Genomic DNA, 23,644 nt, shown 5'->3' with positions numbered 1-23,644 from the left:
ATTCACAACCAATTATCAACAAAACTTTGTTAGTAAATAACATATTTTTTCTTACCGGTACAAAATTCTATGATCTTATCCTGTTAGAATGTGTATAAAGAAATCTTTACAGGAGTAAATTTTTCGCTATTTTTGGGGCTATGAATACGGATAACGGAACACAAGGTCAGGACAGGCAGAACTTTACCTCTTCCAGAAAAAACAGAGTCGGAGCCCCAGTCAGCAATTTGGGCAAAATACCCCCCCAGGCTATAGATTTAGAAGAAGCAGTGCTTGGTGCACTGATGCTGGAAAAAGATGCTCTTTCTACCGTTATTGATATTCTGAAGCCGGAAGTTTTTTACGCAGAGGCCCATAAAAAGATATTTGAAGCCATTGCTATTCTGTTTCAAAAGTCTAAACCTGTCGATATTCTTACAGTCACCTCCGAACTCAGAACACTGGGTACGCTGGAAATGGTAGGTGGTGCTTATTATATCACCAACCTGACCAACCGTGTTGCCTCGGCAGCAAACATTGAATATCATGCCCGTATTATTTCACAAAAATATATACAGCGTGAACTGATCAGGATTTCATCTGATATTATTCAAAACGCATACGAAGACACAACTGATATATTTGATTTGCTTGATCACGCAGAGAAAGGGCTTTTTGATATTGCCCAGAACAACCTGCGCAGGGATACCCAGAAAATGGATGAGATTATCAAACAATCCCTGGCAACCCTGGAGGAGCTCAGAACAAAGTCAGACGGATTAACAGGTGTTCCTTCCGGTTTTACAGCGCTGGACAGAATTACCGGCGGATGGCAGCCATCAGATTTAGTTATTATTGCTGCACGTCCGGCAATGGGGAAAACGGCTTTCGTACTAACCTGCGCCAGAAATGCATCTGTTGAATTTAAACGTCCGGTAGTGGTATTCTCATTGGAGATGTCCTCAGTACAGTTAGTGAATCGTTTAATATCCGGAGAAACAGAAATTGAACAGGAAAAAATCCGTAAAGGAAATTTAGCGGAATGGGAATGGCAGCAACTCCATAGTAAAATAGGCACGCTGACAGAAGCTCCTCTTTTAATTGATGACACTCCTGCCCTGAATATTTTTGAATTCAGAGCAAAATGCAGAAGACTAAAATCTCAGTACGATATACAGATGATCATCATCGATTATTTACAATTGATGCATGGTAAAGGAGAAGGACAAAGTGGCGGCGGTAACCGTGAGCAGGAAATTGGTAGTATTTCAAGAGCCCTGAAATCGGTAGCTAAAGAATTGAATGTTCCGGTTCTTGCACTTTCGCAGCTGAGTCGTGCAGTGGAGACAAGACCCGGAGTAAATGGTAAAAGACCACTCTTATCCGATTTGAGGGAATCAGGATCTATTGAGCAGGATGCGGATATGGTATTATTCCTTTACCGCCCTGAATACTACGGAATCACAGAGGATGAAAGCGGAAGATCACAGGCGGGTGTCGGTGAGGTAATTATCGCAAAACACAGGAATGGTGAAACTGGTATCGTGCCACTTAGGTTCATTGGTAAGTATGTTAAATTTGCGGATCTTGAAGAAGACTTCATGCCACCAAATTCATTCTCTATGGATAATCCGGGCGCAGGTATGCTACCTTCAGCAGACTTTGACAGACCTGCAGGTAATGTGATCATTAAACCTTCAAGAATGGATGATTTTGATGATGACGCACCATTTTAGATAAAAGACAGCTATTACCGGGTTACATAAAGTAACCCAGTAATATTCCTGCAAGAACAATCAGCGGAGGACTGATTCTTGTAAAATTTAAAATCAGAAAAGTAGCCACAATAAGACTGATTGACATCAGATCAAATCCTACAGGTTTAATCAGCAGCACAAATGCTGCAATGATAAACCCTACGCTGACGGCATTAATTCCCGACAAAGAATGTTTGATTCTCGTAATCTTCTTTAAATCTTCCCAGAAAGGAACTATGAATAAGACCAGAATCAAGCCGGGAAGATTAATCCCCAGCACCCCTACTATTCCTCCCAATATCTGCCCAAAAGTTCCATAGCCAAAGTTTTTCATACTTAAAGCCCCCACATAACTTGTAAAAGAAAATGTCGGGCCTGGCAGAGCCTGCTGGATGGCAAAGCCTGATAAAAACTCTGAAGATCCCAGGTAATGCTTCATTTGTACGAATTCCGTAAACATCAGTGGCACCAATACCTGCCCACCGCCAAAAATAAAGATCCCGTTCCTGTAAAAGTTTTCAAAAAGTCTGATGGGTAAACTAAATGGAGATGTCCGGTTAATAATTGCTCCTAATGCTGCTAAAAACAACATTACACCAAAAAAATAGGCAAGTTTTTTAGGATTAACGTTTGCAAAAAGCTTCACGCGGATCTCACTTTCTTCGCGTGGAGACTCTAAAGCAGAAGAAATCATACCTCCAACAAGAATGGCCAGAGGAAATACATAGGCGTTTCTTAATACCAATGTCACAATTACTGCAGAAATAGCCAAAAAAATTGCCGTCTGTGTAACCAGAACTTTCCTTGATAGTGTGTAGGCACCAAAGGCTACAATCCCCAGAGCAATTGGTTGAATATATTTTAAAATCAGCGTAAACTGTACTTTATGATCCAGCTGCGCAAAACTGAATGCAGCAAAGGTCATGATTGCAGCCGAAGGAATAATCCAGATCAGAAAAGTAATCAGTGCCAGTTTTAATCCACCTACTTTATGCGCAATTCCAACCAGTGTCTGCGTTGATGCCGGCCCCGGAAGAATTTGCGCCAATGCATTAAGTTCAAGTAAATCCTCTTCTGAGATATAATGAGTTTGTTTAACGAAATACTTTAACAAAAGTGATATATGTGCCTGAGCACCACCAAATGCTGTAAATGTAAAAAGAAAAACATCTTTAATGAACAGTAGCTGTCTTTTTTCCATCCTGCCAGTTAATCGTCTTCATAATCCAGACCGGCTGCCATATTATATGCACCCTGTAACTCCGAAAAAGCATGCCCATCACCCTTCTCTCTTGCCCTTTTCATACCCAGCTGATAGATTTCTGTCGCTTTATCTGTTTGCCCGTGCTTTTGATACAATTTACCTAAATGATAATAAGTACCAACATAAGATGGATGATCCTCTATTAATTTATGATAATAATGAAAGGCTTGTTCGGTATCATTTAAGGAGTTATACTCCGTTGCCAGTGCATATAGGATAAATGGATCGTTCGGTTCTGTTGCCAAAAAAGATAATAACTTGTTTAATCGGGTACTTTGCATTTTAAATCCCTGCTTTTTTAATTAGATTTGCAAAAAGACATTTTTTTGAAACCATTATATTTTAATAAGATAAAAACGCAATACATTATATAAAGGCTTCATCAATTTAAAAAACAACTTATTCATATGAAAATATTAGTTTGTATCAGTAACGTGCCCGACACAACCACAAAAATAACTTTTACTAATGATAATACCCAATTCAATACTGCGGGAGTTACGTTTATCGTGAACCCATATGATGAGATTGCATTATCAAGAGCAATTGAACTTTGTGCTGACGGAAAAGGAACAGTAACGGTGGTTAATGTTGGAGAAAGCAGTACAGAGCCTACAATCAGAAAGGCACTTGCAATCGGAGCAGATGACGCTGTCAGAATTGATGCGGCTCCGCGTGATGCCTATTTCACAGCTTTTCAAATAGCTGAGTACGCTAAAACAGGTGAATTCGATATGATCCTGACCGGACGTGAATCAATTGATTATAATGGCGCTCAGGTAGCGGCAATGGTAGGTGAGTTTTTAAATATCCCTTCTATCTCTATTATCAAAAAATTAGACTACGATGGTACTACTGCAACTCTTGAAAGAGAAATTGAAGGTGGTAAAGAAGTAGTTACTGTAACAGGCAAATTTGTAGCAAGCTGTGCTGAAGGTGTTGCTGTACCAACAATCCCTACAATGAGAGGTATTATGTCAGCAAGATCAAAACCTTTAGCTGTCGTAGCTGCGCAGCCAATTGAAGAAGTAATTAAAGTAGTTCAGTTTGAAACTCCTCCAGCCCGCGGAACTGTTAAGTTAATCCCGGCTGAAGAAGCTGCAAGTCTGATCAGTCTGCTGCATACCGAAGCTAAAGTAATCTAAGGTCTGTTTTAAAAAATTAATTATAAAAATCTAAGCGAAAAAATATGTCAGTTTTAGTATATGTAGAACAAGTCGACGGTAAGTTTAAGAAATCCGTTTTTGAAGCGGTTTCTTATGCAAAAGCCATTGCAGATAAAACAGGAACTAACCTTACCGCTGTATCTATCGGTAATGTTGCAGATAGTGAATTACAGGAACTGGGTAAATATGGTGCTGCCAAAGTATTAAATGTTGCCAGTGCAGAATTAAAAAATTTCGTAAACCAGGCATATGCTGCAGTAATCGCAGAAGCTGCAGGAAAAGAAGGTGCTGATGTAGTTGTACTTTCAAACTCTTTTTCAGGAAAAGGTCTTGCTCCACGTGTAGCAGTTAAATTAAAAGCTGGTCTGGTTGACGGTGCTATAGAATTACCTCAATTAGATGGTGGTAAGTTTTTGGTGAAAAAAGGTGCTTTCTCCGGAAAAGCATTTGCTGTAACCGAACTTACTTCGGCAGTAAAAGTAATCGCCCTGAATCCAAATGCTTTCGGCGTAAAAGAATCAGCAGTTACTGCAACTATCGAATCCTTCTCACCTGCTGTTCAGTCAACTGATCTTGCAGCGATTGTAAAAGAAATCGTAAGAGCTACAGATAAAGTTTCATTACCAGATGCAGAACTGGTTGTTTCTGCAGGCAGAGGTCTTAAAGGCCCTGAAAACTGGGGTATGATTGAAGAACTGGCAGGTTTACTTGGTGCAGCTACAGCTTGCTCTAAACCGGTTTCAGATGCAGACTGGAGACCACATTCAGAACACGTAGGTCAGACTGGTATTGCTATCAGCCCTAATTTGTATATCGCTGTTGGTATATCAGGAGCTATTCAGCATTTAGCCGGAGTAAGTTCTTCTAAAGTAATTGTTGTTATCAATAAAGATCCGGAAGCTCCTTTCTTTAAAGTTGCAGATTACGGAATCGTTGGAGATGCCTTTGAGGTTGTTCCTAAATTAATTGAGGCTCTAAAAGCACATCAGGCTTAATATTAATATCAGGCGGAGATGAAAGTTTCCGCCGGATATTCATAAATATGAAAAAAGTAAAACTAGATATTGTTGGCTTATCCTATAGCCAAACCCAATCCGGAGCCTACGCACTGGTACTTGGAGAAGTAAACGGCAGAAGACGTTTGCCTATCATCATAGGTGCATTTGAAGCTCAGGCTATTGCAATAGAGATCGAAAAAATGACCCCAAGCAGGCCATTGACTCATGATCTGTTCAAGACATTTGCGCAAACCTATAAAATTGAAATCAAAGAAATTCTAATCTACAACCTTGTAGACGGCGTCTTCTTCGCTAAACTGATCTGTACAGACGGTGAAAGAACAGAAGAAATTGACGCAAGAACATCAGATGCAATTGCTCTGGCTGTTCGTTTCAACTCCTCAATTTACACATACGAATTTATTTTATCCTCAGCAGGTATCGTTATCGAAGGTAACGACTTTGTTTTTCTCGAAAACATGGACAACCTGAATAAGGAACAGGGACAGGACGATATTGATACTTCAATTCCCGGAACTGGCTTTGGAAGCCTTAGTATTGAGGAGCTTAACCAAAAACTTCAGGAAGCTATTGCTGAGGAGGCTTATGAAAAAGCAGCCCGGATCAGAGATGAATTAAATAAAAGAAATTCATCACAATAGTTATTATTTGCAAGTTTATATACATCTTTATTTTTTCTACCCAATTTTTTTTATTTGAATATTTTTTATGGAGCGTTTTCACGGAGTAATTGGCGTCATTTTTATACTGGGCCTTGCTTATCTTTGTTCTAACAACAAGAAGAAGATTAATTTTAGACTTGTAGCAAGCGGGCTTACGCTCCAGGTAGTTATAGCCATTCTCGTTTTAAGAGTTGCCCCTGTACAGCACTTCTTTGAATTCCTTGGAAAAGGAATGCAGAAAATTGAGCAATTTGCTAAAATTGGTGTTGATTTCGTCTACGGTGGAATTGCTGTTGTTGGTTTTGATGGTAAAACACATGCCTATGCTGCTCCGGACAGTTTTATTTTCGCTTTTAACGTAACAGCAACTATCATCCTGGTATGTGTGCTTGTTGCAATTTTTTACCATTTCGGAGTTATGCAGCGTATTGTATCTGTCATTGCGAAAGGTATGAATTTTATTATGCGTGTAAGTGGTGCTGAGGCACTGAGTAATGTAGCCAGTGCATTTGTAGGACAGGTTGAAGCACAGGTAATGATCAAGCCATATCTTAAAGGTATGACTAAAAGTGAACTGCTGGCTTCCATGAGTGGAAGTTTAGCTTGTATTGCAGGCGGCATCCTGATTGTTTATGCCAATATGGGTGCGCAGGCAGGAATGAATCTCGCCCCTAAATTGATTATGGCCAGTTTAATGGCAGCTCCGGGAGCACTGATCATTTCTAAGATAGTTTTCCCTGAAACTGAGGTTTCACAGACTATGGGTAAAGTAAAACTTGAAGTAAAAAGTGAATATACCAACCTGATTGATGCTATTTCACATGGTGCTGGTGAAGGTTTTAAAATTGCTATGAACGTAATCGCTATGCTGATTGGTTTTATCGCCTTAATCGCTTTAGTGGATTATACATTGGTTAACATAGGTCACCTTTTCAATCCTAACTTCAATTTATCTCTTGACTGGATTTTTGGCAGATTATTTTATCCATTTGCCTGGTCAATGGGTATTCCTGATGTGGATGTAAGTAATGCGGCTACCCTGCTTGGTCAGAAATTAACTGTAAATGAGTTTTTAGCCTTTAAAAATCTGACTACCAAATCAGTTCCGATTGTAACTGAAAAAGGTGTATTGATTATCAGTATTGCTATTTGTGGTTTTGCTAACTTCAGCAGTGTTGGTATGCAGATTGGTGGAATTGGAGAGCTGGCACCAGAACGTCGCGCAGATCTTGCTAAACTAGGCCTTAAAGCACTAATGTGCGGAACATTAGCATCTTATCTTTCTGCTTCTATTGCAGGTATATTAATGTAATTATCAGTATAATGTATACTGTGCCTTAGGTACAGTATACATTATACTCAATCTATACTGACATTTCTGTCAATATCTGATCTCTCAGTCATATTTCGCTTTCTACACTAGGATTTACATCTGAATACCTGTAATTTGCCCACTTGTGAATTACTAAATATATCAGTTAAATTTTAACAGAAGAATGAAAACAACAGACTTTACACTAATTGGACTGGGTGGTGTTGGCGGCTATTTTGGATATAAACTCGCCGGGCGATATACTGCAGACCATACAGTTAATATTACCTTTATTGCCCGGGAAAAGACTTACGAGATTGTTAAAGAACAGGGACTCACCTTACTCTCTCCTGAAACCGGTGATATCAAAGTCAGACCGCACCAGATTTTCAAAGATCCTGCAGATTCAGGACATGCCGACGTATTTATCATTTGTGTCAAAGAATATGATCTTGAAAAGATCTGCAATCAGCTAAAAGATAAAATCAGCAACGACACGGTCATCCTTCCATTAATGAATGGAGTTGATATTTATGAAAGAATACGTAAAATCATCAAAATCGGAATTGTACTTCCGGCCTGTGTTTATGTTGCCTCTCATATCAAAGAAAAGGGAGTTGTTGAACATAAAGGCAGCCCTGGAAAAATCATTGTAGGAAAAGATCCTGAAAACAAACAGTTTGATCCGCAAACCATCGTTGATTTATTTAAAGATGCAGCTATTGACATAGACTATAAAGAAGATTCATTTCCAGCCATATGGTCTAAATATTTCTTTATAGCAAGCTTTGGATTGGTTTCTGCAAGATATAACAAATCTATAGGACAGGTTAATGAAGAGCCTGAATTACATGAGAGAGCACTAAAGATTATGCAGGAAATAGAACTGATAGCCTTTAAAAAAGAGATTAGCATTCCTGAAAACATCATTGAACAAACCTTTCAGAAAGCAGCCTCTTTCCCCTATCAGACACCAACATCTTTGCAGCTTGATGTACAATCAGGAAAAGAGCATACAGAACTTGAGTTATTTGCCGGAGCAATAATAGCTTACGGAAAAGCTTTAAACATTGCTGTTCCTGAAACTACAGCGATTTATAAAGAAATCAGAGAAGGTCTGCTGGTTTAGCTTTTGTTCTTGAAATAGTTAAGACCAAATAAGGTAAGTGAACAGCCAATCAAACCGGATAGTACTGGTGATGAAAAACCCTGGGTCAATAACAACCAGGCATCACCGAGAATCAGGATGATTAATAAAACTGATATTATTTTAATTCCGTACTTTTTAAAGAAATCTGACATAGTTATTTTTAAAGAATTGCGTAATAAATATCTTGCTTCACCTCAAATTAATTAGCATCTGCAGGGGGAGATTTTCACAAAAAATCTTCTCCTGTCAGGCTAGCATCTCCTGCAGCAAATCAAATAAGGTCAGGTTTTTAGCACAACCGAAATAGTTATAGTCCAGAATCAGATAGATCGTATTTTTTGATATTCCATTATTAGTCACGATTCGCAGAGGCTGACATAATAAACCCAGATTTTTAACAAAGTTACGCTGGTAACTTTCATCAAATCCTACATAAGCTTCTTCTACATCTGCCAGCGGAATAATCAAGTCTTCATCTCCCCGTATAATCAGTCCGTCTTTCGTTAAGCGTAAAACTCCTGTATGGTTATGTACCGGAGGTACACCAGTAAACTGGGCGGCAATATTGTTAATTCCCGTTTTTGTTTCCAGTTCATGATCATAACTCCATAATACTTTAGCCTCTAATAAATTCATTCGATAAAATTGAGATTGTTTTTAGAAATGCAAAACTAGCATTTTATTGATTAAATAACCCTACCTTCACCAACATGCTGGCGATTTGCCATATATTTTCCCACCCCGCATCTTGCAAAACATCTTCAATACGCTAATCGACAGTTTTATAGACAATAAAGTTGGTATAACAGAAAACTTCTTAAGCGTAGCTTTATCAGCCCGGCTCAAAGAAAACCTTCAGGAACTATATCAGGACAAACAGCTTCAATCTGCCGGAACAGGAAATGAAACGCTGGTTTCTCATGATAAATCTGTCAGGAGTGATATGATTTACTGGCTGGACAGGAAACACAATAACGTTCATGAAAACAGTTTTTTTGATTTGATGGACAGCTTTGTAAGTTATCTGAACAGTACATGCTATACAGGTATAACAGGTTATGAATTCCATTATACACGCTATGAAGAAGGGAGTTTTTATAAAAAACATCTCGACCAGTTCAAAAACAATGACAGCAGACAATATTCAATGATTATTTATTTAAATGCCGGCTGGCAGGCAATTGATGGTGGAGAACTCTGTATTCATCATGCGGATCATTTGCAAAACATATCACCTGACAACGGTAAAAGTGTTTTCTTTAAAAGCAGCGAACTTGTGCACGAGGTTTTAGTAACCAATAAGCCCAGGTTAAGCATTACCGGCTGGCTAAAGATTAATTAACCTGGTTGTTTTTCTTAAAAAATGTTAAATCCTTGCTGCTACTGGATTAAAGAGAAACAAAAACAATAAATTGGTCTGTTAATCTTTTAAGATGAAAATTATTTTTAATCTCTGTTTGCTATTGATTATATGCTCCGGAGTCCGGTCACAGGATTTCACCTATAACCAGGGAGGGACATCCGCTAAGAACTATTATCAGGAGATCCCCTATCAGACTATCAATGGCAAAATATTTATAGAGGTAGAACTCCACAATAAAAAATACAAGTTTTTATTTGACACAGGTGCACCTGTAGCAATCAGTCCGCGTTTGGTTACTGAATTAAAAGCGAAATTTCTAAATGAAGATTCACTTTCTGATGTCAACGGGGTTATGGATACCATGGGTGTTGTTCAGGTACCCCAGATAAAAATCGGCAACATACAGTTTAAACATATACCGGCAATCACCTTTTTTCCGGACTTTTATAAGTGCTGGAATATAGATGGCGTAATTGGGAGCAATATCCTGAGAAACTCTATTGTCAGCATTAACGAAGCCAAACATATCATTACGCTGACAGACCAGCTGGCAAAACTAAAGTTAAGTAATAACTCCGGTTCAGAACTGGTTACCAATACAAGTTATCAGAGCAATCCTATTATCAGCATAGTGCTGAAAAATGATATGATCTTAAATCTTGGGTTTGATACAGGTGACAATGAATTTCTGAGAATTTCTGAAGAGATGATTAATCAATTACCCGATTCAGGTGCTTATCAGATTCTGGCCAAAGGCTATGGAGCAAATACTATTGGCGGATTGGGCTTGCAGCAAAGTGCAGAAAAATATTTATTGAGATTCCCGGAGATGAAAATCGGTAATAGCCTGTTCAATAATGTTATTGTGGAGACTAATAAAAGTGGGACCTCAGCAATAGGATCCAAAATCCTTAAGTATGGTGTCATCACTCTGGATTTTATCCATAGTAAATTCTATTTTAACAGTACCAGAAAACAGAACGAAATTAAAGAAAAACAATGGCCCTTTGTACCAACTGTAATCAATGACAGACTGGCTATTGGTGTGGTATGGGATAAATATAAAAACGAAGTAAAACCCGGGCAGCAAATTGTAGCCATAGATGACATTGACTATTCCAAAGTGACTTTATGCGATATGCTGAACCGTCCGCATATATTGGCAGGTAAAGAAAGTGCCAGCATTACAGTAAAGGATGATCAGGGAAGTTTACAGAAGATACAAATCAATAAAGTGGATTACTAGATGCTTAAATTAAAGCATACTTTCAGATTTAAAACAAACAAAACAGCCCCTTAAGAAATCTTAAGGGGCTGTTTAAAATATAGCAGGTTGTTTAAACCCGCATATCAATACTATCGTTTTTCTATTTCAACAAAAGCTCTGTTTGTATGTCCAACGTAAACCTGACGCGGACGGCCAATCGGCTCTTTATTTTCGTGCATTTCTTTCCATTGTGCAATCCATCCCGGTAAACGTCCTAATGCGAACAATACGGTAAACATATCAGTAGGGAAACCTAAAGCTCTGTAGATAATACCTGAGTAAAAATCAACATTAGGATATAACTTACGCTCTACAAAATAAGGATCACTCAAAGCTGCTTCTTCCAGTTTCTTAGCGATTTCAAGAACCGGATCATTGATACCTAATTTTTCCAGGATATCATCGCAGGCCTTTTTGATAATTTTAGCACGTGGATCAAAGTTTTTATATACTCTGTGTCCAAATCCCATCATACGGAAAGGATCATTTTTATCTTTTGCTTTATTAATCCATTTTTCAGTGTCACCACCATCTTCTTTGATCAGTTCAAGCATTTCAATTACAGCCTGGTTAGCACCACCATGAAGCGGACCCCATAGTGCATCAATACCAGCAGAAACTGACGCATATAAATTACAATCCGAAGACCCTACCATTCTTACTGTAGATGCAGAACAGTTTTGCTCATGATCAGCATGTAAGATTAATAAAGTATTCATTGCTTTCACTACAACCGGGTCAATTTCAACCTCTTCTGTACGCTGACCAAAAGTCATGTTCAGATAGTTACTTACATAATCATATTTATTTTTAGGATAAATCAGCGGATGACCTAAAGACTTCTTATAGATAAACGATACAATAGTCGGGAATTTAGCCAGTAATTTGATCATTGTCAGATCCATTGTTTCAGGCGAAGAATTAGCCTTAAGTGACTCTGGATAGAATGTTGACAATGAACACACCAATGAAGCCAGCTGAGCCATTGGGTGAGATTTTGAAGGATAACCATCAAGGAACTTTTTCATGTCCTCATGGATCAGCGTATGCTTGGTGATCTGAGACTGAAAGTCTTCAAGAGCTTTGGTAGTTGGTAAATCGCCGTAGATTAATAAAAAGGCAACCTCAAGGAAAGTAGATTTCTCTGCTAACTCTTCGATTGAATACCCTCTGTATTTTAAGATTCCTTTTTCACCATCTAAAAAGGTAATTGCACTTTTTGTTGATCCAGTGTTTTTGTAGCCTAAATCCAGCGTAATGTGTCCCGTTAAATCCCTTAATTTTGAAATATCAATTGACTTTTCACCCTCGGTTCCAGTTACAATGGGAAATTCGTATACTTTACCATCGATCTTAATTTCTGCAATATCTGACATATATCTTCTAATTTATAAATAACAAATTTAACTATTCTAATGAAATAGCTTACAAACAATGATAACAAAGCTGTTAAATAATTGTTAACCGCAGGTCATCATTAAGTAAGAATTGAGCTTATTTCTTTGCTTTAATTACTTCCAGTACTGCGCCACAAGTCAGCATTTCTTTTCCGTAGTAAGGGTTGCTGATCTTCTTCTCAGAAGATAACCAGTCTCCCCCATCGCCATTATTGGCCATCGGGCAATGCTGTATGTAAATAGATCCCTGCTTAATATCAGCATGTTTGAAAAGCGCAATCACATCAGAACTCAACGCAGTGAATTCTTTACGCTGTACTTTAATATCCTCAGTACCTGCAATCTTTTCTGCAATCAATGCGGTATTTTCACAACCTTCAAAAGCTTTAAGTGAGGTAGCCAGATCCAGGGCTGTTTGGTGGGCTGCTGTTGCATTACCAGCAACCAGCGAATTTTTCAAGCTGATATAGCTTTTATATATACTTTCCGTTTTAGGGTCGGCAAGTTTAACATCATTCACCGCTGATGCCTGATCAGCTGTAGCTGTGCTGTCTGTTACAGCAGTTTCTTTTTTCACGGAACTGGTACAGGCCATGAAAGTTGATAAAACTGCTATTCCAATATATTTCTTCATCAATTTCGTTTTTTGCTCAAAATACTATTTTAATTTTAAATACTTAAAAAACGACAGGATAAATGAACTGTTTTTTTAAATATTGCAATTATTTGAGATGCGAATGACCGCAGGAATCAAAAAACAATTTAAGCTATGATCTTAATTTCCCCCTGCAACACAGGAGTATAAACCTAAGTAAGTGAAAACATATCTTCATTTTATAGTAGAGAGTTATTAATAGTTAAAAATGCAATCAAAAAGTAAAACGGAAACCAGTCTCATAATGCTACAGTGATCTCAATAATATTTTTTCATTTATAGGGGTATTCTGCTTAAGTGCGTCTTAACGATGAATTTAAATCATATATGAGCGTGCCTGATTTTAAAAACTTACTGCGACTACCCCCTTTCTTCTTTTTTTTGCTGATCAATTTCAAATACGATACTCTTTTAGCCCAGACCAGTCAAAAGCCTGTTACGCTACAAAAAAACGATCTCAAAACCTTAAGCGGGAGAATAACCGATCAGGCTACCGGCGAAACATTAATTGGGGTGAGCATTACTGCCAAAGGTATAAAAACTGGTACCACAACTAATAATTACGGTTATTTCAGCATTACCATCCCTGCTGATACTGCTACCTTTCAAATTTCCTATATCGGTTATCAAACTATAGATACCCTGATTAATCTGTCCTTAAAGAGTACAGTCGCTTTCCGGCTAAAGCCGCTGCAAAACGAATTAAACACCGTTATTATCAAAGGCACCAGTAATCAGCCCGTTCAGCAGACCTCACAAATGGGTAAAATTAATCTTCCCATCAGTCAGATCCAGGCACTCCCTAAATTTTTTGGTGAACCGGATTTATTTAAAGCCTTACAAACACTTCCCGGCGTACAGCAAGGCAGTGAAGGCACAAGTGCTGTGCTGGTTCGCGGAGGCTCTCCCGATCAGAATCTGATTTTACTGGATGGAGCCCCTCTTTATAATCCGTCACATTTACTGGGGATATTTTCTGCCTTTAATACTTATGCAATCAAAAATGTTGATCTCTATAAAGGAGCATTTCCAGCACGTTACGGTGGCCGTTTATCCTCAGTAATTGATATATCGATGAATGATGGTAATATGAAGAAGATACAAGGGCAGTTTACCGTTGGTTTACTTGCCTCCCAGTTAACTATCGAAGGCCCCATCAGGAAAGATAAAACTTCCTTTATCATTTCGGGCCGCCGGACATATCATGATTTATATGCAGAACCAATACTAAAAGCTACTAATCCTGACGTAGAAAAGTTCAAGCTCTATTTCTATGATTTGAATGCTAAAATTCATCATAAATTCTCTGATCAGGATCAGGTTTATCTAAGCTTTTATAATGGTCAGGATAAGCTTAGAACCAAAGTAAAACAAGGAGGTATAAGCGATGGTTCTACTGCCCTTGGTGATTTTGGTCTGGCCTGGCATAATACCACCGGAGCTGTACGCTGGAATCACATTTTCTCGGATAAATTATTCGCAAATACAACCCTGACTACTTCGCAGTATAAATTTAATACGACGATGACCTCCTCCATTTTCGGTTCCAAAGCCGGCATCAATTCAGATGATATACTGAGTATTAACTCCGGCATTACAGATTATACGGCCAAAATTGACTTTGACTATCTGCCACTACCGGCACACAGCATAAAAATGGGAGCCTCTTATACCATACACACCTTCACTCCCGGAACCAGTCTTTCTAAACAGACTTTTAATAATGAGATTTTAAAAAATGAAAACACCGGTTCTAAAATCAGAGGCAGAGAGATGGATTTATATGCGGAAGATGACTGGACAATTACGGATAAATTAAAAGCAAATATCGGTTTGCATGCAAGTGGATTTGACGTACAAGGTAAGTTCTATACTTCTTTACAGCCCCGTATCAGTGCACGCTATCTGTTGCCTGGAGACTGGGCATTAAAAGCATCCTATGCCAGGATGACTCAATACATGCATTTATTAGCCAGTAACTCTATTTCACTGCCCACAGATCTGTGGGTTCCCGCAACCAGTAAGGTATTACCGCAGCAATCCAGTCAGTTCGCACTGGGAATGTCCCGCAATGTTTTCAATAATCAGTTTGAGTTCTCTGCCGAAGGCTATTATAAAACGATGAATAATATCATTGAATACAAAGACGGTGCTGATTATGTAGTGACCAGTGAAAATAATGACTGGGAAAATAAAATCACTACCGGTAAAGGTAAAGCCTATGGACTGGAATTATTTCTTCAGAAAAAAACCGGGCGTTTAACAGGCTGGGCAAGTTATGCGCTTGCCTGGACAAACCGGACCTTACCGGAAATCAATAATGGAAAAACTTTCCCTTATAAATACGATCGGCGGAATACACTTAACCTGGTTGGTGTTTATAAATTAAAACCCGGTATTGAGCTTTCGGCAACTTTCGTTTATCAGAGTGCCTCCCCTTTTACCATGCCAACAACACAGTTTGAAGGAGTTAGTCCGGAACAGGATAAACCAAATGAACGTGCTGATCAAAAACTGGAATACATAGAATCCAGAAATAATATCCGGATACAGCCAACACACAGATTAGATCTTGGTGTCAGTTTTATAAAACTCAAAAAAAGCGGAAAGGTCCGTACCTGGAATTTCAGTATCTACAATGTTTATAACAGACAGAACTTATTTTATTTCAATATCAAAGATTACAAGGGCAATACAGCTAATCTGACAGGAAATAGTCTGCTGCCAATTATGCCAAGTATATCTTACAGTCTTAAATTTTAATCTCAAAACCATGAAAGCACTTAATCTCGTACCAGTATTAGCTGTTCTTCTATTCACGTCATGTGAAAAAAAACTCACTATCAATCTGCCAGCAGACATGGACAGACCGGTTCTTAATGTACTGATGAATGAGAATAGTCCATTGAAAGTTCGTCTTTCCCTGTCCGGCCGGCTGTCGAGCGGACAATCTTTTAAAGAAGTTGATTATGCTGAAACCACTTTATATGAAAATGATACTTTCAAGGAGTTATTAAAACCTAAAATTATTGACGGCAAAACATATTATGTAAGTAATTCGCTGGTTCTTAAAGATAAAAGATATAAAGTAACAACTGCGCTGCCAGGTTTCAAACTGATTGAGGGCAGTGACGTAATTCCTGATATAACCAAAATAGAAATCAATAATCAGACTGTTACTGAGTCCAGCAGTGACAGCTATAAACTAAAATTCAATTTTCTGCTTAAGAACCTGAGTAAGGAAAAGCAATATTATCGCTTCAGAGTTCTATACGAGGATAAAGAAAAAACAGGTACAGTAATCAAAACACCATTTTTTATCCGTCCGGTAAATACAACTGACCTTTTTGGAAGTGGTAATTCAGAGAAGAGAGCCTGGTTTGCAGAGAAAGCACAGCCCGCAGGTGAAACTATATTTTATTCCTTTACTGCGGATTTTAATCCCGGTCCAAAGAAAATGTATATCGAAGTTACCTTACTCACAGAGACGAGCTACAAATATCTGAAAAGTGTATCCAAAGCCGATGATAGTGAAGACAGTCCATTTTCAGAGAAAGTAATTATTCACAGCAATGTACAAAATGGGCTGGGTATAGTTGGAGGCTTATCTTATAAAGAGTTCCTCATACCAGCTAAATAATACTGCTTAGCACAGACCAGATTATTGCCGTTTCTAATTCAGCGGCACTTTCAACCTTCCGTATGGCCGATCATTTCTGTTTTTATCTTATCAAATGATTTGCCCGGAAGACGAAAATGATAATGAAATCCAAAACCATAAAACTGAACTTCTTTTAAGAAAGAAATCATGACCGGTTTAATCAGCTCGATGAACATTTCACAATAATTTTCAAAATCATCGTCAATAAACCTCTTCCGGTATACAGTACTGAATTCAATGAGATTGAAGATGACTGCCTGAGGGGTTACTTCTATAAAACGGTGTCTGGAGCTGATATTTTCCCGTAATTTAGAATTCAGCATAATGAAATTCATGATTTTCTGTTTCAGCAGTTCTGTAACCTCACTGTACTGATATTGAAAATACGGTTTATCAACTTCCCTTACCGGACTGTTTTTAGCGTACTGGTAATTCAACATCATTTCTGATGGTCTGCGATCAGGTCTGGCCATTTGAATAGTTCTTAAAACAGATAGCTCCGTTTTATGGATAAATAATAGTACCACAAAATTACTAATAATATTAGTAAATAATAAGAATAATGGATTCTTTTATATTTTTACAGTGCTAAAGAACAAAAAATAACAGCATGAAAATTCTGATTTTTGGAGCATCCGGCTCTGGCACAACCACCTTAGCCCATCATTTTTCCTTACAGTCAGAATTTCATCATCTGGATTCCGATGACTATTACTGGCTAAAAAGCGAGCCGCCTTTTGAACAGAAACGTAATCCCGAAGAACGAAATCATAAACTTACTGCAGATTTCAACCTGCATCAGAACATTGTTGTATCAGGCCCGGTCCTGAGCTGGGATGAACAATTTTTCCATTTATTTGATCTGGTTGTTTTTTTATGGATCCCTCCTGCTATCAGAATAAAGCGATTAATTGAAAGAGAAATAGAACGGTATGGAGATTTATTAAAAACAGATGAATACCGGAAAAGAAAGTATCATGAATTTATCGAATGGTCATCAGGTTATGATCAGCCAGGCTTCCCGAGCAGAAGTTTTGAACTTCATACCAGCTGGATGGATCAATTGCAGACACCTTTGATCCGTATTGAAGGCGACACTTCAATTACAGAGCGTCTGGAACTGATGACTAAAAAAGTGGAGCGCCTGTCAATTGACCGGGAACTGACTTTTGAAGTGAGGTATACACCCGATCAGGATCTCTATGATTTACTGCTTCTGGCAGATCCTTCAATAGAAATTGTAAATTCATATATAAATAATAATCAGATCTATACAGCCATCTATAATACTAAGACTCTAGGTGTTTTTGTTTTATTTCCAGTCAATAAAAAAGTCATTGAGATCAAAAATATTGCCGTCAGATCTGCATATCAGAACATGGGTTTAGGCAAACATTTATTAAAAAAAGCTACTGCTGTTGCCAGAGATAAAGGTTTTGAAAGACTTAGAATTGCCACAGGAAACTCAAGCATCGGCCAGCTGGCGCTCTACCAGAAAGAAGGCTTTGAACTCATTGGAACCACTCAGAATTTCTTTACAGACAACTATCCCGAGCCGATATTTGAAAATGGAATTCAGTGCAAACATCTGTTGCTTTTAGAAAAAGAGCTGTAAAATACTGCCGGTAGCTGTTAATTATAACCTGTTTTTCTTTAGATAGAATGCTCCAATAATATAAAGGCAGATCAGGCCCAGTATAAATCCTCCCAATACATCAGTAAACCAGTGAGCCCCCAGATATATCCTTGAAAAAGGGATAGTTAAGATGAGAAATGCCGATATAACCGATACTCCGGCTCTTAACCAGCTATTAAGCTGTTTAAAATTCCACATTAAGACCAGTAAAAAACCAAAGAAGATCGTATAAAAAAGCATGTGCCCACTGGGGAAGCTCTGTTGTTTAGCCACTTCTACAATTCTAACCAGATTTACAGTGGGCCTGGGCCGGTTAACTATGATTTTTATGATAGAGCTGATCGCTCCTGAAACAAATGTTAACACGACAAAAAGTGCTTCTCTGCGAAATTTGAACAGATAAAAGATAATTGCGATCAGCAAGCCCATAAACATCGGAACCGGAAAAGCACCGAACCAGCTGATCAATATCATTACCCTATCCAGTTCCGGACTCTGAATTGACTGTACAGCAGCAGAAATTTTCAGGTCCAATGCAGAAGGTGGGAACAGAGCCACAATAAAAGTCAAAAAAATAAATCCTGAACACAGAATCATTAACAGCCATGTCAGAATTTTTTTTCTATTTGATATAATGGTATTTCCCAATTGATATAAGATTACAAAAAACAAAAGTACAAATCCAATACTAAACCGGCTAACCATATCAACCAAAACGAACATCAATATTTTGTGATTAAACCAAAATATACAATATTTTATCAAAAAAATTTAAGATAATAATTTTCAAGAAATATTATCACTATATTGTTACCATAACGTCTCTCCATATTTACCAGACACGTACATCAAACCTATGGAAAAAGAAAGATTATTTAACATTTTCAGCCAGTATCACCCCGTCTCCGAGGCGCTCAAAGCGTATATGAATACGGTGTTGGTAAAAGAATATGGCGCAAAGGGCCAGCAATTAATAAAAGCCGGTCAGATACCTGCAAATTGCTGGTTTATGGCTAAGGGTTCAGCAAGAGTTTATGTGAACAGCCCTCCACAGCAAATCACTACATGGTACTGGCACGCAGACCAGATTATCCATGCCCATTCCGGATTTCCCGGCCAGACACCAACAGATGAAAATATTGAACTGCTGGAAGACTCCACCTTATTCAGTTTAGCTTACAGTGCAATTCCTCAATTAATCAGATTATTTCCTGCATTTTATCAGATAGAAGCCGGATTAAAAGAAGTTCAGCAATATAACCTGTCTGAGCAGACAACAGAGCTGAAAGAAGATGTCTGCAAACGTTTTGTCAGACTTTCCGGCCGCTTCCCTTCCCGGATGAATGAAAATTGCAAAAGAGACATTGCTGCTTATCTTGGAGTAACCCCGGATATACTTTGTCCCCTTACAACTTAACCATAGCTGTTTAATAAAAAAACCGGCCTCTAGTCATTGCTGGAGGCCGGTTATAAATAAACTCAAAAATAAGTATTAACCCAGAACCGGTGCTTTTAAAACCACATCTTCCTTTAAATCAGCCACAAAATGATCGATTTGTGCTTTACTTACTCCAGGCATACAGATGACGTGACTATTACCATCTTCCGTAGCAATCTGCCATTTCTGTCTCAGTTCTATTGAAGGAGCAGGAAATACGACAGTAAGAGCAGATGGATTAGTCCATGCTTTAACACCAATATCATTCAGACTTTTAACCGTATAAGCAGCTATTTCCAGACATTCCAGCGCACGCTGCTTCAGTCCTTCTTTACCTAATTTTTTAATTGCATACCACATAAAAATCGGGCTGTGTCCGTTACGGCTACCCGTAATAGTCGTATCTACCGTACCAATATATGGAATAGCCTTTCCTATTCTGTCTTTGTAATTCTTTTTAACCAATACCAGTCCGCATGGAATAGGTGAACCAATAAATTTGTGCCCGCTGATCGCCATACTATCCGTACCATTATTAAAATCAAATCCTGGTTTAAGGTCTAGTAAAGCACTGTATGTACCAGCTAAAGCTGCATCACAATGGATATAATGATTTTTGATTGCCTGTTTGCGCAAAATCTGCTGAATCTGCTGCAAATCATCTTTAGCTTCCATCATGGTTGTACCAATATTTGCAAGAATAATGACAGGCTGATCACGATGCATTTGTACCATTGCATTTAAATCTTCATAGTCCATTTCTCCGTTTTTCTGCGTTCTGATAACGATACTGCGCAGATTCAGCAGCTGAATGTTCTTTTGTACACTATAGTGAGTAGCTTCAGAATAATAAACAATTCCATTCGGATATAATTCCCTTGCTACATATAAACCATACAGGTTTCCTTCCGAGCCACCGTTAGTCACATATCCCCACCAGTTTTTTGCGGGCGCGTTGAACAATTCAGCAAAAAATTCCAATACTTCCAGCTCCAGAGAACGGGAGTTTAAATCATACGTAGATTCTACCCATGGATCTCCTACATTATTCAATGGCAATCTAAGCAGCGGATATAGTTCAGAATAATCGAAATCCTGTGCGATAGGATATCCGATAAAGTATTTTGAGCGCTCCTCAGCCATTTTCATATAAGTACTCAGACGATCGTTATCCTGAGTGTTCAATTGTGTTTTCATTTGGTGGTCTGTCTATATATGGTATTTAATTCTTCAAAATTATACACATACCATAATATTTTCTTCAATTATATTAAATTCAGGAAAAACAACTGTTATAGCATACTCTTACAGTAAAAAACCTCATATTTGCCACTTGCTGAATCCTATTTCAGTAAAATACAATGATTGATAAATTAGATAAGCTGGATACCCGCATATTAAATATCCTTCAAAAGGATTCTTCATTAAGCACAAAAGATATCGCTCATCAAATCGGATTGAGTGTTTCCCCTACTCACGAACGTATCAAAAGATTAAAAACCGAAGGATATATTGAGAAATATGTAGCACTGATAAACCGCGAAAAACTGGGTAAACATTTACTTGTATTGTGCACAGTCACCTTAAAAGAGCAATCCATTGAAACCCTCAAGAATTTTGAAGAAGCGGTTATTCGTTTTAAAGAAGTTCTGGAAGTACTATGTATTGCCGGCGGACAAGACTATTTACTTAAAATTGTGGTTGATGACGTAGATGATTACCATACTTTTGTGGTTACCCATCTTTCCTCTTTGTCTAATATCTCTACCTTAAGCAGCAGTTTCGTCTTAAAAGAGATCAAACGCGAAACCGCATTCTATCTCAATATTTAAATACGATTATCATATAATCAAACAGAATGAATTGCTAAATTGGGGTGTTATTAACCAAACCCAATTATAAACCAATGAACCAGCTAGATTTTTCAGAATTTCCTGAGTTAAGTACCCCACGTTTAAGATTAAGAAAACTGGAGCAGACAGATGCCGCTGCTGTCCATGAACTGCGCTCTGACCCTGCTGTAAATGCATTTCTTGACAGAGCTGTATCTACAGGTATTCCAGATGCGCTGGCACATATAGCTAAAATTGAAAATCTCATACAAAACAATGCCAGCATTTATTGGGTGATTACACTCAAAAATGATCAGGCTTTTGCCGGCACCATATGCTTATGGAATTTTGATATACCCGGGCAAACAGTAGAAATCGGTTACGAATTGCTGCCACAGTATCAGGGTAAAGGAATAATGGCAGAAGCCATAAAATGTGTAATTAATTACGCTTTTGAGACGCTGAAAGCAAAGACGATTACCGCTTTTCCTGCCGCTGGTAATATCAGTTCAGTCAGACTGCTGGAAAATAATGGTTTCAGGCTAAGTAATGCACCCTATCAAAATTCACATGACACAGTCGATCACATGCTTACCTATCTGCTAGATAAATAACCCCGGCTCCCGATAATATCCATATGATCCTGCTATTTAAAAATTGTTTGGATATTATCTACCTTTATCGTAATATTGCAATATAATATATGGGACTTACAAAGACAGAAATATTCACAGACGAGCAAAATCAATTGTCACAATTGCTAAAAGCGATGGCACATCCTGCCCGTATAGCTATTCTGCAAAGGATATTAAAATCAAATACCTGTATCTGTGGTGATTTGGTAGAAGAACTGGGCCTGGCACAAGCTACAATTTCTCAGCACCTGAAAGAACTAAAAAATGCAGGAATTATACAAGGTACCATAGAGGGCGTTAGCGTATGTTACTGTATTAATCCTGCCGTATGGAAACAATTAGAGATACAATTAGGAGTTTTTCTTGGATCTTATAAAGGAGAGCCCAACTGCTGCTAACCTTTTTTAAACCTATCAATCGTTAAATTGCAATATTATGAATACAACTGAACTAAAAAGCTGGAACGACTTTAAAACAGCATTACAACAGCATCCGGAGCTGACTTTACAGTTTCAATATGCAGCAGAGAATTGGGTAGATGCTTCTTATCATATCACAGAAATCAAACAGGCACCCATTGTTTCTGTAGACTGCGGTGGCGTAATGAATTCATGGACAGAAATTATTGTGCAGCTATGGGAACCTGAAGTTAAAGACAGCGAAAGAGCAATGCAGGTACATAAAGCTTTATCAATTATTAATCTGGTAGAGAAATCTCTCCCACTTAATCCTTTAGGTATAGTAAAGATCGAATTCGGCAATTCGGCCTATGATACCAGACAAATGTATCCCGGTAGTATTACTGTAGCAGGTGAAAATCTGATTGTTGACCTTAATCCTGATTTTACACAATGTAAAGCGATTGGCAGAGGCGGCAGCTGTGGTACTACCGATACCGGTGAAGAATGCTGTGCACCAGAAGTTAAGAACGGGAAACCAAAAATCCAATTATACAATCTGACCGGTGATGGTCAGTCCTGCACACCCGATTCGGGCTGCTGTTAATTCAATGATCAGATGAAAAAAGTATTAGTCCTTTGTACAGGCAACAGCTGCCGTAGTCAATTAGCTGAAGGTTTTTTACGCTATTTCGCAGGTGGTCAGGCAGAAATTTACAGTGCCGGAATTGAGACTCATGGTGTAAACCCCAGGGCCGTTAAAGTGATGGATGAGATCGGAATAGATCTATCCGCTCACACTTCTAATCACGTAGACGAGTATGCCCATATTAATTTCGATTACGTCATCACAGTTTGTGACAATGCAAAAGAAAGCTGTCCGTATTTCCCTTCCGGGGCTATTAAATATCATTATAATTTTCCAGATCCGGCAAAAGCTTCAGGCACGGCCGATGAAATTATGCTGGAATTCAGAAAAGTACGTGATATGATCAGCGATTACTGTTCAGCATTTGTTAAAGAAAATTTCAACAGGAAATTATAATATCTTCT

At 38.2% G+C, this 23,644-nt stretch carries 25 protein-coding genes; 17 read left to right on the top strand and 8 right to left on the bottom strand.

Annotated elements, in window-relative coordinates; translation table 11 throughout:
- The first annotated feature begins 140 nt into the window (after nucleotides 1–140).
- A complete protein-coding gene (gene dnaB / locus PL_RS01335) occupies nucleotides 141–1,715 on the top strand; it encodes a replicative DNA helicase (protein ID WP_041885078.1) in 1,575 nt (524 codons plus the stop codon).
- Between the two features lie 22 nt (nucleotides 1,716–1,737).
- On the opposite strand, the gene chrA is transcribed toward dnaB, so the two are convergent.
- Together chrA and PL_RS01325 are read right to left on the bottom strand one after the other, a co-directional pair.
- Nucleotides 1,738–2,937 carry a chromate efflux transporter gene (chrA, locus tag PL_RS01330; RefSeq protein ID WP_041885081.1) on the bottom strand — a complete coding sequence of 400 codons (1,200 nt, stop codon included), beginning with the start codon at nucleotides 2,935–2,937 and terminating at the stop codon, nucleotides 1,738–1,740.
- 8 nt (nucleotides 2,938–2,945) lie between these two features.
- Entirely contained in the window at nucleotides 2,946–3,245 is a 300-nt protein-coding gene (locus PL_RS01325) for a tetratricopeptide repeat protein (protein ID WP_316933287.1), read from the bottom strand.
- A 162-nt stretch (nucleotides 3,246–3,407) separates the two neighbouring features.
- Here PL_RS01325 and PL_RS01320 point away from each other — a divergent pair, with 162 nt between their 5' ends.
- The 5 genes from PL_RS01320 (at nucleotide 3,408) to PL_RS01300 (ending at nucleotide 8,288) form a co-directional block, all read left to right on the top strand.
- On the top strand, nucleotides 3,408–4,145 hold the full coding sequence (locus PL_RS01320; protein WP_041885086.1) for an electron transfer flavoprotein subunit beta/FixA family protein: 738 nt from the start codon (nucleotides 3,408–3,410) through the stop codon (nucleotides 4,143–4,145).
- A gap of 44 nt (nucleotides 4,146–4,189) precedes the next feature.
- Nucleotides 4,190–5,161 (top strand): electron transfer flavoprotein subunit alpha/FixB family protein, encoded by a 972-nt coding sequence (locus PL_RS01315; protein WP_041885088.1) that lies wholly within the window; start codon nucleotides 4,190–4,192, stop codon nucleotides 5,159–5,161.
- Between the two features lie 47 nt (nucleotides 5,162–5,208).
- Nucleotides 5,209–5,826, top strand: coding sequence for a bifunctional nuclease family protein (locus PL_RS01310; protein WP_041885089.1), 618 nt, complete (start codon nucleotides 5,209–5,211; stop codon nucleotides 5,824–5,826).
- A gap of 67 nt (nucleotides 5,827–5,893) precedes the next feature.
- A complete protein-coding gene (locus tag PL_RS01305) occupies nucleotides 5,894–7,159 on the top strand; it encodes a NupC/NupG family nucleoside CNT transporter (RefSeq protein ID WP_041885091.1) in 1,266 nt (421 codons plus the stop codon).
- Nucleotides 7,160–7,343: 184 nt separating this feature from the next.
- Complete coding sequence (locus PL_RS01300) at nucleotides 7,344–8,288, top strand: ketopantoate reductase family protein (protein WP_041885092.1); 945 nt, start codon at nucleotides 7,344–7,346, stop codon at nucleotides 8,286–8,288.
- A gap of 267 nt (nucleotides 8,289–8,555) precedes the next feature.
- Here PL_RS01300 and PL_RS01295 read toward each other — a convergent pair whose 3' ends face one another.
- Entirely contained in the window at nucleotides 8,556–8,945 is a 390-nt protein-coding gene (locus tag PL_RS01295) for a hypothetical protein (RefSeq protein WP_041885093.1), read from the bottom strand.
- A gap of 112 nt (nucleotides 8,946–9,057) precedes the next feature.
- On the opposite strand from PL_RS01295, the gene PL_RS01290 reads away from it, so the two are divergent.
- Together PL_RS01290 and PL_RS01285 are read left to right on the top strand one after the other, a co-directional pair.
- Nucleotides 9,058–9,651: a 2OG-Fe(II) oxygenase gene (locus tag PL_RS01290; RefSeq protein ID WP_041885094.1), complete on the top strand. Its 594-nt coding sequence runs from the start codon at nucleotides 9,058–9,060 to the stop codon at nucleotides 9,649–9,651.
- Between the two features lie 91 nt (nucleotides 9,652–9,742).
- A complete protein-coding gene (locus PL_RS01285) occupies nucleotides 9,743–10,918 on the top strand; it encodes a retropepsin-like aspartic protease (RefSeq protein ID WP_041885095.1) in 1,176 nt (391 codons plus the stop codon).
- A 110-nt stretch (nucleotides 10,919–11,028) separates the two neighbouring features.
- On the opposite strand, the gene PL_RS01280 is transcribed toward PL_RS01285, so the two are convergent.
- Together PL_RS01280 and PL_RS01275 are read right to left on the bottom strand one after the other, a co-directional pair.
- The gene (locus tag PL_RS01280; protein WP_041885097.1) at nucleotides 11,029–12,315 is read right to left on the bottom strand and encodes a citrate synthase; all 1,287 of its coding nucleotides are present in this window, start codon (nucleotides 12,313–12,315) and stop codon (nucleotides 11,029–11,031) included.
- Between the two features lie 118 nt (nucleotides 12,316–12,433).
- The gene (locus tag PL_RS01275) at nucleotides 12,434–12,970 is read right to left on the bottom strand and encodes a DUF3347 domain-containing protein (RefSeq protein WP_041885100.1); all 537 of its coding nucleotides are present in this window, start codon (nucleotides 12,968–12,970) and stop codon (nucleotides 12,434–12,436) included.
- Nucleotides 12,971–13,318: 348 nt separating this feature from the next.
- On the opposite strand from PL_RS01275, the gene PL_RS01270 reads away from it, so the two are divergent.
- Nucleotides 13,319–15,754 (top strand): TonB-dependent receptor, encoded by a 2,436-nt coding sequence (locus PL_RS01270; protein WP_348620802.1) that lies wholly within the window; start codon nucleotides 13,319–13,321, stop codon nucleotides 15,752–15,754.
- 10 nt (nucleotides 15,755–15,764) lie between these two features.
- The gene (locus PL_RS01265; protein WP_041885102.1) at nucleotides 15,765–16,631 is read left to right on the top strand and encodes a DUF4249 domain-containing protein; all 867 of its coding nucleotides are present in this window, start codon (nucleotides 15,765–15,767) and stop codon (nucleotides 16,629–16,631) included.
- A gap of 50 nt (nucleotides 16,632–16,681) precedes the next feature.
- Here the strand turns inward: PL_RS01265 and PL_RS01260 are convergent, their stop codons facing one another.
- Nucleotides 16,682–17,125: a hypothetical protein gene (locus tag PL_RS01260; protein WP_041885104.1), complete on the bottom strand. Its 444-nt coding sequence runs from the start codon at nucleotides 17,123–17,125 to the stop codon at nucleotides 16,682–16,684.
- Between the two features lie 137 nt (nucleotides 17,126–17,262).
- Here PL_RS01260 and PL_RS01255 point away from each other — a divergent pair, with 137 nt between their 5' ends.
- Entirely contained in the window at nucleotides 17,263–18,267 is a 1,005-nt protein-coding gene (locus PL_RS01255) for a GNAT family N-acetyltransferase (RefSeq protein WP_152620370.1), read from the top strand.
- A gap of 21 nt (nucleotides 18,268–18,288) precedes the next feature.
- Here PL_RS01255 and PL_RS01250 read toward each other — a convergent pair whose 3' ends face one another.
- Nucleotides 18,289–18,846 carry a phosphatase PAP2 family protein gene (locus PL_RS01250; RefSeq protein WP_160292144.1) on the bottom strand — a complete coding sequence of 186 codons (558 nt, stop codon included), beginning with the start codon at nucleotides 18,844–18,846 and terminating at the stop codon, nucleotides 18,289–18,291.
- Nucleotides 18,847–19,144: 298 nt separating this feature from the next.
- Between PL_RS01250 and PL_RS01245 the strand changes: the two genes are divergently transcribed.
- Nucleotides 19,145–19,705 (top strand): Crp/Fnr family transcriptional regulator, encoded by a 561-nt coding sequence (locus tag PL_RS01245; RefSeq protein ID WP_041885110.1) that lies wholly within the window; start codon nucleotides 19,145–19,147, stop codon nucleotides 19,703–19,705.
- Nucleotides 19,706–19,780: 75 nt separating this feature from the next.
- On the opposite strand, the gene PL_RS01240 is transcribed toward PL_RS01245, so the two are convergent.
- Nucleotides 19,781–20,923 carry a histidine decarboxylase gene (locus tag PL_RS01240; RefSeq protein WP_041885112.1) on the bottom strand — a complete coding sequence of 381 codons (1,143 nt, stop codon included), beginning with the start codon at nucleotides 20,921–20,923 and terminating at the stop codon, nucleotides 19,781–19,783.
- A 164-nt stretch (nucleotides 20,924–21,087) separates the two neighbouring features.
- On the opposite strand from PL_RS01240, the gene PL_RS01235 reads away from it, so the two are divergent.
- The 5 genes from PL_RS01235 (at nucleotide 21,088) to PL_RS01215 (ending at nucleotide 23,636) form a co-directional block, all read left to right on the top strand.
- Nucleotides 21,088–21,558: an Lrp/AsnC family transcriptional regulator gene (locus PL_RS01235; protein ID WP_041885116.1), complete on the top strand. Its 471-nt coding sequence runs from the start codon at nucleotides 21,088–21,090 to the stop codon at nucleotides 21,556–21,558.
- Between the two features lie 74 nt (nucleotides 21,559–21,632).
- Nucleotides 21,633–22,172: a GNAT family N-acetyltransferase gene (locus PL_RS01230; protein WP_041885120.1), complete on the top strand. Its 540-nt coding sequence runs from the start codon at nucleotides 21,633–21,635 to the stop codon at nucleotides 22,170–22,172.
- 89 nt (nucleotides 22,173–22,261) lie between these two features.
- The gene (locus PL_RS01225; protein WP_041885125.1) at nucleotides 22,262–22,591 is read left to right on the top strand and encodes an ArsR/SmtB family transcription factor; all 330 of its coding nucleotides are present in this window, start codon (nucleotides 22,262–22,264) and stop codon (nucleotides 22,589–22,591) included.
- Between the two features lie 37 nt (nucleotides 22,592–22,628).
- Complete coding sequence (locus tag PL_RS01220; protein WP_041885128.1) at nucleotides 22,629–23,198, top strand: DUF6428 family protein; 570 nt, start codon at nucleotides 22,629–22,631, stop codon at nucleotides 23,196–23,198.
- 12 nt (nucleotides 23,199–23,210) lie between these two features.
- Nucleotides 23,211–23,636, top strand: a complete 426-nt coding sequence (locus PL_RS01215) for an arsenate reductase ArsC (RefSeq protein ID WP_041885130.1) — start codon at nucleotides 23,211–23,213, stop codon at nucleotides 23,634–23,636.
- Nucleotides 23,637–23,644: the final 8 nt, after the last annotated feature.

This window comes from Pedobacter lusitanus, assembly GCF_040026395.1.
In the GTDB taxonomy this organism is placed as follows: Bacteria; Bacteroidota; Bacteroidia; order Sphingobacteriales; family Sphingobacteriaceae; genus Pedobacter; species Pedobacter lusitanus.
The sequence above is the reverse complement of the archived record's forward strand: the minus strand, read 5'-3'. Positions and strand labels throughout refer to the sequence as shown.

What these genes read in the sequence shown, in the direction of transcription:
- dnaB (WP_041885078.1), top strand. Translation starts at nt 141, where the DNA reads ATGAATACGGATAACGGAACACAAGGTCAGGACAGGCAGAACTTTACC.
- chrA (WP_041885081.1), bottom strand. Translation starts at nt 2,937, where the DNA reads ATGGAAAAAAGACAGCTACTGTTCATTAAAGATGTTTTTCTTTTTACA.
- PL_RS01320 (WP_041885086.1), top strand. Translation starts at nt 3,408, where the DNA reads ATGAAAATATTAGTTTGTATCAGTAACGTGCCCGACACAACCACAAAA.
- PL_RS01315 (WP_041885088.1), top strand. Translation starts at nt 4,190, where the DNA reads ATGTCAGTTTTAGTATATGTAGAACAAGTCGACGGTAAGTTTAAGAAA.
- PL_RS01310 (WP_041885089.1), top strand. Translation starts at nt 5,209, where the DNA reads ATGAAAAAAGTAAAACTAGATATTGTTGGCTTATCCTATAGCCAAACC.
- PL_RS01305 (WP_041885091.1), top strand. Translation starts at nt 5,894, where the DNA reads ATGGAGCGTTTTCACGGAGTAATTGGCGTCATTTTTATACTGGGCCTT.
- PL_RS01300 (WP_041885092.1), top strand. Translation starts at nt 7,344, where the DNA reads ATGAAAACAACAGACTTTACACTAATTGGACTGGGTGGTGTTGGCGGC.
- PL_RS01295 (WP_041885093.1), bottom strand. Translation starts at nt 8,945, where the DNA reads ATGAATTTATTAGAGGCTAAAGTATTATGGAGTTATGATCATGAACTG.
- PL_RS01285 (WP_041885095.1), top strand. Translation starts at nt 9,743, where the DNA reads ATGAAAATTATTTTTAATCTCTGTTTGCTATTGATTATATGCTCCGGA.
- PL_RS01280 (WP_041885097.1), bottom strand. Translation starts at nt 12,315, where the DNA reads ATGTCAGATATTGCAGAAATTAAGATCGATGGTAAAGTATACGAATTT.
- PL_RS01275 (WP_041885100.1), bottom strand. Translation starts at nt 12,970, where the DNA reads ATGAAGAAATATATTGGAATAGCAGTTTTATCAACTTTCATGGCCTGT.
- PL_RS01270 (WP_348620802.1), top strand. Translation starts at nt 13,319, where the DNA reads ATGAGCGTGCCTGATTTTAAAAACTTACTGCGACTACCCCCTTTCTTC.
- PL_RS01265 (WP_041885102.1), top strand. Translation starts at nt 15,765, where the DNA reads ATGAAAGCACTTAATCTCGTACCAGTATTAGCTGTTCTTCTATTCACG.
- PL_RS01260 (WP_041885104.1), bottom strand. Translation starts at nt 17,125, where the DNA reads ATGGCCAGACCTGATCGCAGACCATCAGAAATGATGTTGAATTACCAG.
- PL_RS01255 (WP_152620370.1), top strand. Translation starts at nt 17,263, where the DNA reads ATGAAAATTCTGATTTTTGGAGCATCCGGCTCTGGCACAACCACCTTA.
- PL_RS01245 (WP_041885110.1), top strand. Translation starts at nt 19,145, where the DNA reads ATGGAAAAAGAAAGATTATTTAACATTTTCAGCCAGTATCACCCCGTC.
- PL_RS01240 (WP_041885112.1), bottom strand. Translation starts at nt 20,923, where the DNA reads ATGAAAACACAATTGAACACTCAGGATAACGATCGTCTGAGTACTTAT.
- PL_RS01235 (WP_041885116.1), top strand. Translation starts at nt 21,088, where the DNA reads ATGATTGATAAATTAGATAAGCTGGATACCCGCATATTAAATATCCTT.
- PL_RS01230 (WP_041885120.1), top strand. Translation starts at nt 21,633, where the DNA reads ATGAACCAGCTAGATTTTTCAGAATTTCCTGAGTTAAGTACCCCACGT.
- PL_RS01225 (WP_041885125.1), top strand. Translation starts at nt 22,262, where the DNA reads ATGGGACTTACAAAGACAGAAATATTCACAGACGAGCAAAATCAATTG.
- PL_RS01220 (WP_041885128.1), top strand. Translation starts at nt 22,629, where the DNA reads ATGAATACAACTGAACTAAAAAGCTGGAACGACTTTAAAACAGCATTA.
- PL_RS01215 (WP_041885130.1), top strand. Translation starts at nt 23,211, where the DNA reads ATGAAAAAAGTATTAGTCCTTTGTACAGGCAACAGCTGCCGTAGTCAA.